Origin of the sequence: Salipiger sp. HF18, from assembly GCF_011806505.1 — a bacterium.
GTDB lineage: Bacteria > Pseudomonadota > Alphaproteobacteria > Rhodobacterales > Rhodobacteraceae > Salipiger > Salipiger thiooxidans.
In genome coordinates, this window is record NZ_JAATOS010000144.1 from 1 (window position 1) to 8,923 (window position 8,923).

Below are 8,923 nucleotides of genomic sequence, written 5' to 3' on the forward strand. Positions count from 1 at the left end.
CGACGGGCACGCCCAGCGCGCGGCGCAGCTCGCCGATGCGCAGGTAGTCGGGGCGGAAGTCATGGCCCCACTGGCTGACGCAATGCGCCTCATCCACCGCGATGAGCCCGACACCGGCCTCGGCCAGCATCCGCTGCGCCCCGCCCGAGGCGAGCCGCTCCGGTGCGAGGTAGAGCAGCTTGAGCGAGCCCTGCGAGAGCATGTCCCAGACGGCGTCGGTCTCTTCCTGCGTGTTGCCCGAGGTCAGGGCGCCCGCGGCAACCCCCGCCTCGCGCAGCCCGCGCACCTGGTCCCGCATCAGCGCGATGAGCGGCGAGATCACCACGGTCACGCCGCCGCGCATCAGCGCCGGAAGCTGGTAACAGAGCGACTTGCCGCCGCCGGTGGGCATGATGGCCAGCACGTTCTCGCCACGCGCGACGGCGTCGACGATCTCGCCCTGACCCGGGCGGAAGGCATCGAAGCCGAAAACGTCTTTCAGCAGCGCCTCTCCAGGCGCGTTGTCGCGGGGCATGGACGTGGACCTGCCGAATTTTAACTAGATCTGCTCTAGTCCGTACAGTCTCATACTAAGATTTGATGAACAAGTGCGGGGCACGCGGAAATATCGGGCTTTGCGCAAGGTCCGGCGCATTCGATCCGGCGCGGTCTGCTAGCATGCCCCCGGCAACTGCACCGCGATGAGGAGAGCTCACGTGCCCAGATACCTGATTTCCTTCGACGATGGCGCGATGGACCACATCCCGCCCGAGGATCTGCCCGCGGCCGGCGAGGCCGCGCGCCAGGTGGCCCGCGATGCCAGGGCGGAAGGAGCCTGGATCTTCGGCGGCGGCCTTTTGCGTCAGTAGGCGGCGATCGTGGGCACCGACGGGTCGGTCACGCACGGCCCCCAGCCCGAGACCAAGGCCGTGCTCGGCGGCTTCTCGATTCTCGAACTGGCCACGCGGGACGAGGCGCTGCACTGGGCGGGCCGCTTCGCCGCGGCCTGCCGCTGCGCACAGGACGTGCGCGAGATCATGTACGACCCGGAATTCTGACGGCGCGGGCCGCAGGGCCCCGCCAATAGAGGATCAGCCGAAGAAGATCGTCGGCAGGATGTAGTCGCGCAGCGAGATGATGATGATGAACACCGCCAGCGGCGCAAGATCCAGCGGACGCGTGTCCGGCAGGATGTTGCGGATCGGTCGGTAGATCGGCTCGAGCAGGCGGTTCAGCCCTTCCCAGATCTGGCCGACGATGGGCTGGCGCAGGTTCAGGATATTGAAATTGATCAGCCAGCTCATGATGATGTGGACGATCATGATGAAGAAGATCACGTCTAGGATCAGCTTCAGCGGTCCGTAGATTGCCATCATGTGCCGGTATTCCCTTCCTATAACCGCGCCTACAGGTAGGCATCTCCGGCCGCCTGCACAAGAGTGCCGTGAGGTCGTGGTTGACGCCGCGGTGCGGCGCGTCACTGTCGGGCGCAAAAAGGAGGCCGCATGTATCCCTTCATCCGCATGGCCAAGGAGATCTGGAAGTACCGCAACGCGCCGAAGCTCGGGCTGGGAGAGATCCATGTCTCGCACCACCGTTGCTGGCCGTGGGACATTGACCTCTGGAAGGAGCTCAACAACGGCCGCACCCTGACGCTCTACGATCTCGGGCGGATCCCGCTGGCGCAGCGTTCGGGGCTGATTCCGCTCTTGCGGCGCGAGCGCTGGGGCCTGACCATGGCGGGCGCCTGCGTGCGTTACCGGCGGCGGATCCGGACCTTCGAGCGGGTCGAGATGCGCTCGCGGCTGATCGGCTGGGATCACCGCTTCATGTATCTCGAGCAGACCATGTGGAAGGAGAACGGCGACTGCGCCAACCACGCGGTGTACCGCGGCGCCATCACCGACCGAAACGGGATCGTGCCGACAGAGCGGGTGATGACCGGGCTGGGCTATGACGCGGTCTCGCCCGAGCTGCCCGAATGGGTGACGCTCTGGCTACAGGCCGAGGACGCCCGGCCCTGGCCGCCGCAGATGTGACCCCCCGACCGCGGCGCGCTTTTGCGCTTGCCCCAACGTCGCCCCGTCTGTTCTATCGCGCCCGACAGAGGGGGACCGCATGGTCAGGCAGACGACAACCGAGCGCATGGCAGATCAGGCGAAGACGGCGGGCATCGGGCACCCTGCCACGCCCCGGCGGGTCTGGGGCTGGATGTTCATGGACTGGGCGCAGCAGCCCTACGCGACGCTGGGCCTCACCTTCATCTTCAGCCCCTATTTCGCCGCGGTCGCCGCGGAATGGTACCTCGGCTCGGGCCTGACCGAGGCGTCGGCCAAGGCCCATGCGCAGGGGCTCTGGTCGTCGGCGCAAACGGTCTCGGGGCTGTTCATCGCCTTCACGGCGCCGCTGCTCGGGGCCTGGGCCGACGCCTCGGGGCGCAAGATGCCGTGGTTCTGGGGCTTCTCGGCCATCGCCACGCTCTGCGCCGCGGCGCTCTGGTTCCTGATGCCGGACGGCACCGGGCTGACGCTGGCACTGATCGCCTTCTGGGTCGGTTTCACCGCCAGCGAATCCGCCTTCAACCTCAACAACGCCACGCTGCCCAGTCTCGGCACCCCGGACGAGGTTGGACGGATCTCGGGCAGCGCCTCGGCTTTCGGTTACTGGGGCGGCGTCGTGTCGCTGTTCCTGATGCTGCTGTTCTTCGCCGAGACCCCGAGCGGCCAGACGCTGATCGGCCTCGCCCCGGCCTTCGGGCTCGACCCGGAGACCCGCGAGGGCACGCGCTTCGTCGGACCCTTCATCGCGATCTGGTTCGCGCTCTTCATGGTGCCGTTCTTCCTGTGGAACCGCGACCCGGCGGGCGTCCGGCAGGCGCGCCCCGGCGCCGGCCAGATCCTCGGCGGTCTGCGCGACAGCCTGCGCGAGCTGGCCGACCGCCCCTCCTACCGCAGCTTCCTGCTGAGCTCGATGTTCTACCGGGATTCGCTGGCGGAGCTCTATGCCTACGGCGGTATCTATGCCCGGCTGGTGCTGGGCTGGGAGATCACCCAGATCGGCGTCTTCGGCATCATCGCGGCGATCGCGGCGGCGGTGATCTCGTGGCTCGGCGGCCGGGCCGACCATCGCTGGGGACCGAAGCCGGTGATCCTGACCTGCATCTGGCTGCTGTTGGCGGTGAGCGTCATCATCATCGGCATGTCGCGCGACCACATCCTGTTTGTCGCGCTGCCCGAGGGCTCGCGCCTGCCCGACACCATCTTCTTCCTCTGCGGTGCGGTCATCGGCGGCGCGGGCGGTGCGCTCTATTCCGCCTCGCGCTCGATGATGGTGCGCCACACCGACCACGCCCGCGCCGCCGAGGCCTTCGGGCTCTTCGCGCTGACCGGCAAGGCCACGGCGTTTCTTGCCCCCGCGCTGATCACCTTCTTCACCCTCTGGACGCAAAGCAACCAGCTGGGCTTCCTTCCGGTCATCTTCCTTTTCCTTTTGGGCCTCGTTCTGCTACGGTGGGTGCAACCAGACGGAGACCGAGCAGCATGTTCCGCACCCTGACCGCACTAGCCGTCGCAGCGACGGTCCTTGCGGGCTGTGGCGAAGGCCGCAAAGCCCCAACAACAACCGAGGAAGACCTGCCACGCGTGACCGGCGTGCTGTCGACCAAGAGCGCCAAGGCCCTCTTCGGGGCCGAGAGCGTCGGCTCGCCGCAGAGGGCCGCCTCGTTCGGCAGCTATTCGCGCGGCTGCGTCGCGGGCGCCGCGTCGCTGCCCGAGACCGGCCCGACCTGGCAGGCGATGCGGCTCAGCCGCAACCGCAACTGGGGTCACCCGCAGCTCATCGATTTCGTGCAGGACCTGTCGCGCAAGGCAGCGGCGCTGCCGGGCTGGAACGGGCTCTACGTCGGCGACATGAGCCAGCCGCGCGGCGGCCCGATGACCTCGGGCCACGCCAGCCACCAGATCGGGCTTGATGCCGACATCTGGATGCTGCCGGGAAGCGACCTGACCCTCAGCCGCTCGGCGCGCGAGAACATCTCGTCTATCTCGATGCAGCGTGCCTCGGGCGCCTACGTCAACAGCAGCTGGACCCGGGCGCACCACGAACTTCTGAAGGCCGCCGCCAGTGACCCGCGGGTGGCGCGGATCTTCGTCTTCCCGGGGGCCAAGGTGCAGATGTGCAACGACGAGACCGGCGACCGGTCGTGGCTGCGCAAGATCCGGCCGTGGTATGGCCACCACTACCATTTCCATGTGCGGCTCAACTGCCCCGCGGGTGCGACGGGCTGCGTGAACCAGACACCGCCACCCGCGGGTGACGGCTGCGCGGACGCGCAGGCCTGGGTGAACAACATCCTCAACCCGCCACCGCCCGACCCGAATGCGCCTCCGCCCAAGCCGAAGCGCGACCTCGTCATGGGAGACCTTCCGGCCCAATGCGCATCCGTACTCGCGGCGCGCTGATCGCCGCCCTGACGGGAGGGCTCGCATTCGCCGCTGCCGCAAGCAGCGGCGAGGCGCGTTTTACCGACAGCTTCATCTGGACCGGTAATGAGCCCGAGTTCGGGGGCTTCTCGGGAATCGAGGTGTCCGACGACGGCCTTGAATTCACCGCGGTGAGCGACAGGGCGCATATCGTCTCTGGCCGCTTCACCCGCAAGAACGGCCGCATCGTCGGCATCGAACCCGGTCCCATCAGTCGCCTGATGGGTGAAAATGGCAAACCACAGCGCGTCAAGACCTCTGACTCCGAAGGGTTGGCCATCGGTCGCGACGGCACGACATTCATCTCTTACGAGGGGGATGCGCGGGTGCTGTCCTACGCGTCCTCGGACATACCCGTCCGGCTGCCGCAGCCCGAAGCCTTCCAGCACCTGCAGGACAACTCCAGCCTCGAAGCCCTCGCCATCGACGACCAGGGCCGGCTTTACACCCTCCCCGAACGCTCGGGCGAGCTGACCCGGCCCTTCCCGGTCTGGCGTTACGATGGCGACTGGCAGCAGGTCTACGAGATCCCGCGCCGCGGCGGCTTTCTCGCCGTGGGCGCCGACATCGGCCCCGACGGGCGCTTCTACCTGCTCGAGCGCGAGTTCACCGGCTTCGGTTTCCGCAGCCGCGTGCGCCGCTTCGACATGTCCGAAGACGCGCTCGACAACGAGACCACGCTCCTGGAGAGCGGCGTCCTGCGTCATGACAACCTCGAGGGCATCGCGGTCTGGCGCGACGAGAGCGGATCGATCCGGCTCACGATGATCTCGGACGACAATTTCAACGCCTTCCAGCGCACCCAGATCGTCGAGTACACCGTCCCGGAATCGCTTGCCTCGTCGCCGAAGACGCCTTAACAGGCCCCGATTGCCCGCCAGAGCGGGCCAAGTCCCCGCTACCTTGTCAAAACGGGTCCAGACATGACACGCAGACACCTTCCCGGCATCCTTGCCATGGCCGCCATCGTGCTGGCCTCGAACATTCTCGTGCAGTTCCTCTTCGGCCAGTGGCTGACGTGGGGCGCCTTCACCTACCCGCTCGCCTTCCTCGTCACCGACGTGATGAACCGCCTCTACGGCGCCCCCGCCGCGCGCCGCGTGGTCTTCGCGGGCTTCGTGGTCGGCGTGATCTGCTCGCTCATCGGCACGCAGATCATGCTCGAGGGCGACGGCTACACCTTCCCCGCCGTGACGCTGCGGGTGGCTATCGGCTCGGGCCTCGCCTTCCTGACCGCGCAGCTGATGGACGTGGCGATCTTCGACCGGCTGCGCGACGGTGCATGGTGGCGCGCGCCGCTGGCCTCGACGCTGGTGGGAAGCTCGCTCGACACCGCGATCTTCTTCAGCATCGCCTTCTCGGGCGCACTGAGCTTCCTCGAACCCGGCAACGACGTGAGCTGGGCCGCCGAGCCCCTGCCCCTCCTGGGCATAGGCCCGATGGTGCCGCTCTGGGTGTCGCTCGGCACCGCGGACTGGCTGGTGAAGCTCTCGCTCGCCATCATCGCGCTGGTGCCATTCCGAATGATCGTTTCGAAGGCACTTTCCGCCCGCGTGCCCGCCTGATCTGCGAAAAATGCTTTGACGGTTTGCCTTTCCATGGCACCCTGAACTTGCGTTTTTTAACAGCTGAAAGGAGGTGATCCAGTGTCTAGAGAAACATTGGAGAGAGGTGTCGGAACAGTTCGGAGGATGACCTGCTAGGGCAGCCCCTGGCATGAAGCCTACCGAATTGGCATTGCCTAACCGGCACGCCTCCTTGACGTCTCGAATGGGTCGCCCGACAGGCAGGGCGGCCCATTTCAGTTCTCTCATCCGGTTCCCGCATCCCCATGCGGCAGAACGCGCACCCCGGGCCCGCACCGGGGAGATCCAGCCCCCTCCCCCGCATTCCAGCCCCCAAGGACCGCGCACAAAGCCGCTTTGTGTTTCAGCCAACCGCCGAAACGCGCTACATCACGCCCATGCTGAAGATTTCGGACCGCATAAGCATCGAAGACTGGGAATTGACCGAGCAGTTCATGCGCGCGTCGGGCCCCGGCGGGCAGAACGTGAACAAGGTCTCGACCGCGGTGGAGCTGCGGTTCGAGGCCGAACGCTCACCCAACCTGCCGCCCGCGGTGAAGACCCGCCTGCGCAAGCTCGCCGGTCGCCGCTGGACCAAGGATGGCGCGCTCGTGCTCCAGGTCGACGACACCCGCAGCCAGGCCCGCAACCGCGAGATCGCCCGCGAGCGGCTGGCCGAGCTGATCGGCAAGGCGCTCGAGGTGCCCAAGCGCCGCATCGCGACGAAGCCGACGCTCGGGTCAAAGCGCCGGCGGCTGAACTCGAAGAAAGCGAGGGGTGAGGTCAAGGCCCTGCGCGGCAAGGTCGACCCGGGTCCGTGACCCGCGCCGCCCACACGCGCCGAAAACGACCGAACGCCGCGTCGTCCTCCGCTCCGGCCGGGGCGAATCGCGCCCCGGCCCCGGAGCGCAGGATCAGTTGGCGCAGCGCTTCTCCGCGTCCTCGACCGCCGCGGTGAACCCGAGCAGCGAGAAGGTGTCCTTGGTCTGGGTGCCCCGCGACGAACGCGCCGTCAGCACCGCATCCGATCCGCGCTTCATCGCGGCGATGATCTGCGCATCGTCCTGCGGCGTCGCCGGCCAGGCCCATTCGCCATCGGCGTAGAGATCAAACTCCGTGCCGCCGATATTCACGCCGACGGTCGACCCGCCCGCGAAGGGATAGCCGCCGGTAAAGGCGACCTGGCCCGATACGTTCGAGCCGGGACGATAGAACACCATCAGCAGGATATCCCCGCGGCGCACCGACACGACCCGCCCGTCCTTGGTGTTCACGCTTTCCTTGTAGGTGGTTACCGCCCAGCACTCACGCGGGTCTTTGCCCTCGAACACGGACCAGTCGGTCATCGCGTTCACGCGGTTCTGGCTCTCTTCCTGGGCGACGGCCGCCGTCGCGGCCAGTGCCATCACGGCTCCGCCCAGAATCCCACCGAGAAATGACTTCATACCTGCAGCCTCCAGCTGTCTTCTTGCCTCAATACCTGCGGTCGGCGCCAACCTGTTCCGGCCTTGTCACAGGCGCAACCTTTCTCTACTCGACGGCGGCAGGATAGCCCGAAAAACGTGCCGCCATAAAGCCCCCGTTGGCAAGATATCGCTCAGATGTGAAGGTCAAGATGCCCCTGCCCCCCGTCCCCATGGTCGAAATCCACCGCGGCCCGCTGGCCGAAAGCCTGCACGTCGGTCACGCCGTGATCTGCGACGGCACCGGTCAGATCGTCGAGGCCTGGGGCGACCCGGACAAGCTGGTGCTGCCGCGCAGCTCCGCCAAGATGATCCAGGCCCTGCCGCTGGTCGCCTCGGGCGCCGCCGCTGCCCGCCATCTGGCGGAGCCGCAGCTGGCGCTGGCCTGCGCCTCGCACGAGGGCGCACCGCTGCACGTCACCGCGGTCAACGCCTGGCTCGAGGACCTGGGCCTCACCGACGACGACCTGCGCTGCGGCGCCGAACCCTCGCGCGACAAGGCGCTGCGGTTCCAGATGATCCGCGACGAGGAAACCCCCTGCCAGGTGCACAACAACTGCTCGGGCAAACACGCGGGCTTCCTGACCCTGACCCAACACCTGCAGGCGGGCCCCGAATACGTCGATCCGGACCACGCGGTGCAGATCGCCGTGCGCGACGCATTCGAGACGGTGACCGACCAGTCGAGCCCGTTCTTCGGCATCGACGGCTGCTCGGCCCCCAACTACGCCACCACGATGCATGGCATGGCCCGCGCCATGGCGTGGTTCGCCACCGCCGGCCAGCGCAGCGACGCCCTGAGCCGCGCCGGCGCCCAGCTGGTGCAGGCGATGATCGCCTTCCCCGACTACGTGGCGGGCGACGGCCGCGCCTGTACGCTGCTGATGCGCGCCGCGAACGAGCCGGTGGCGATCAAGACCGGGGCAGAGGGCTATTTCATCGCGATCCTGCCGCAGCGCGGCCTCGGCATCGCGCTCAAGGTCGTCGACGGCGCCACCCGCGCCTCCAACTGCGCCATCGCCGCGATCCTCGTGAAACTGGGCGTGCTCGACCCGGCGCATCCGGACGTGAAGACGTTCCTCACCCCGGAGATCCGCAACTGGCGCGGCCTGCTCACCGGAGAAATCCGCCCGGCCCCGAGTTTTCCCTGACCGACCGCGCGGCACCGCGCCGCCATACACTGCATCGCCAAACATCGAACGGCCCGCCCTCCGGACAGAAGCGCGGGCCGTCTCTTCATCTTGCCCCTAAACTCCGGGGAGTGTGAGGGGCTGGCCCCTCACCGGCACGGATCCATCAGCCGGAAAACTCGCTCCGGGCATAGCCCTGCAGGTAGAGAAGCGCCGTCAGGTCGCCGTGGTTCACCCGCAGGTCGCATTGCGCCTGCACCGAGGGCTTGGCGTGGAGCGCCACGCCCATGCCGGCGCGGGTCAGC

Annotated in this window: 12 protein-coding genes and 1 pseudogene; 9 read left to right on the forward strand and 4 right to left on the reverse strand. The window is 67.5% G+C overall.

Going from position 1 to position 8,923, the window contains the following annotated elements; genetic code table 11:
* The coding region (locus HC022_RS13315; RefSeq protein ID WP_167452761.1) for a DEAD/DEAH box helicase at nt 1–514 on the reverse strand (514 nt) is incomplete at its 3' end.
* 181 nt (nt 515–695) lie between these two features.
* On the opposite strand from HC022_RS13315, the gene HC022_RS28755 reads away from it, so the two are divergent.
* Together HC022_RS28755 and HC022_RS29140 are read left to right on the forward strand one after the other, a co-directional pair.
* Complete coding sequence (locus HC022_RS28755) at nt 696–848, forward strand: hypothetical protein (RefSeq protein ID WP_217703978.1); 153 nt, start codon at nt 696–698, stop codon at nt 846–848.
* A gap of 9 nt (nt 849–857) precedes the next feature.
* Nucleotides 858–1,037: a YciI family protein gene (locus HC022_RS29140; protein WP_217703980.1), complete on the forward strand. Its 180-nt coding sequence runs from the start codon at nt 858–860 to the stop codon at nt 1,035–1,037.
* A 33-nt stretch (nt 1,038–1,070) separates the two neighbouring features.
* Here the strand turns inward: HC022_RS29140 and HC022_RS13325 are convergent, their stop codons facing one another.
* Nucleotides 1,071–1,355, reverse strand: coding sequence for a YggT family protein (locus tag HC022_RS13325; RefSeq protein WP_008884312.1), 285 nt, complete (start codon nt 1,353–1,355; stop codon nt 1,071–1,073).
* A gap of 129 nt (nt 1,356–1,484) precedes the next feature.
* On the opposite strand from HC022_RS13325, the gene HC022_RS13330 reads away from it, so the two are divergent.
* The 6 genes from HC022_RS13330 (at nt 1,485) to arfB (ending at nt 6,846) form a co-directional block, all read left to right on the forward strand.
* Nucleotides 1,485–2,018, forward strand: a complete 534-nt coding sequence (locus HC022_RS13330) for an acyl-CoA thioesterase (protein ID WP_167452762.1) — start codon at nt 1,485–1,487, stop codon at nt 2,016–2,018.
* A 106-nt stretch (nt 2,019–2,124) separates the two neighbouring features.
* Nucleotides 2,125–3,534, forward strand: coding sequence for an MFS transporter (locus HC022_RS13335; protein ID WP_167452765.1), 1,410 nt, complete (start codon nt 2,125–2,127; stop codon nt 3,532–3,534).
* Nucleotides 3,519–4,439 carry a penicillin-insensitive murein endopeptidase gene (gene mepA, locus HC022_RS13340; protein ID WP_167452763.1) on the forward strand — a complete coding sequence of 307 codons (921 nt, stop codon included), beginning with the start codon at nt 3,519–3,521 and terminating at the stop codon, nt 4,437–4,439. The genes HC022_RS13335 and mepA overlap by 16 nt, the downstream gene beginning before the upstream one ends.
* Nucleotides 4,412–5,320, forward strand: a complete 909-nt coding sequence (locus tag HC022_RS13345) for an esterase-like activity of phytase family protein (RefSeq protein ID WP_167452764.1) — start codon at nt 4,412–4,414, stop codon at nt 5,318–5,320. The genes mepA and HC022_RS13345 overlap by 28 nt, the downstream gene beginning before the upstream one ends.
* A gap of 63 nt (nt 5,321–5,383) precedes the next feature.
* Nucleotides 5,384–6,025 carry a queuosine precursor transporter gene (locus HC022_RS13350; protein ID WP_008885195.1) on the forward strand — a complete coding sequence of 214 codons (642 nt, stop codon included), beginning with the start codon at nt 5,384–5,386 and terminating at the stop codon, nt 6,023–6,025.
* Nucleotides 6,026–6,423: 398 nt separating this feature from the next.
* A complete protein-coding gene (gene arfB, locus HC022_RS13355; RefSeq protein WP_008885850.1) occupies nt 6,424–6,846 on the forward strand; it encodes an alternative ribosome rescue aminoacyl-tRNA hydrolase ArfB in 423 nt (140 codons plus the stop codon).
* 93 nt (nt 6,847–6,939) lie between these two features.
* On the opposite strand, the gene HC022_RS13360 is transcribed toward arfB, so the two are convergent.
* Entirely contained in the window at nt 6,940–7,470 is a 531-nt protein-coding gene (locus HC022_RS13360; RefSeq protein WP_083791764.1) for an invasion associated locus B family protein, read from the reverse strand.
* Between the two features lie 170 nt (nt 7,471–7,640).
* On the opposite strand from HC022_RS13360, the gene HC022_RS13365 reads away from it, so the two are divergent.
* A complete protein-coding gene (locus HC022_RS13365) occupies nt 7,641–8,639 on the forward strand; it encodes an asparaginase (RefSeq protein ID WP_254885083.1) in 999 nt (332 codons plus the stop codon).
* Nucleotides 8,640–8,784: 145 nt separating this feature from the next.
* Here the strand turns inward: HC022_RS13365 and HC022_RS29145 are convergent.
* Nucleotides 8,785–8,923: pseudogene (locus HC022_RS29145) on the reverse strand (phosphoserine phosphatase SerB); the annotation flags it as partial.

Excerpts from the sequence above, each read along its gene's own strand:
- HC022_RS13325 (WP_008884312.1), bottom strand. The coding sequence starts at position 1,355 with ATGATGGCAATCTACGGACCGCTGAAGCTGATCCTAGACGTGATCTTC.
- mepA (WP_167452763.1), top strand. The coding sequence starts at position 3,519 with ATGTTCCGCACCCTGACCGCACTAGCCGTCGCAGCGACGGTCCTTGCG.
- HC022_RS13335 (WP_167452765.1), top strand. The coding sequence starts at position 2,125 with ATGGCAGATCAGGCGAAGACGGCGGGCATCGGGCACCCTGCCACGCCC.
- HC022_RS13350 (WP_008885195.1), top strand. The coding sequence starts at position 5,384 with ATGACACGCAGACACCTTCCCGGCATCCTTGCCATGGCCGCCATCGTG.
- HC022_RS13330 (WP_167452762.1), top strand. The coding sequence starts at position 1,485 with ATGTATCCCTTCATCCGCATGGCCAAGGAGATCTGGAAGTACCGCAAC.
- HC022_RS13345 (WP_167452764.1), top strand. The coding sequence starts at position 4,412 with ATGCGCATCCGTACTCGCGGCGCGCTGATCGCCGCCCTGACGGGAGGG.
- arfB (WP_008885850.1), top strand. The coding sequence starts at position 6,424 with ATGCTGAAGATTTCGGACCGCATAAGCATCGAAGACTGGGAATTGACC.
- HC022_RS13365 (WP_254885083.1), top strand. The coding sequence starts at position 7,641 with ATGCCCCTGCCCCCCGTCCCCATGGTCGAAATCCACCGCGGCCCGCTG.
- HC022_RS13360 (WP_083791764.1), bottom strand. The coding sequence starts at position 7,470 with ATGAAGTCATTTCTCGGTGGGATTCTGGGCGGAGCCGTGATGGCACTG.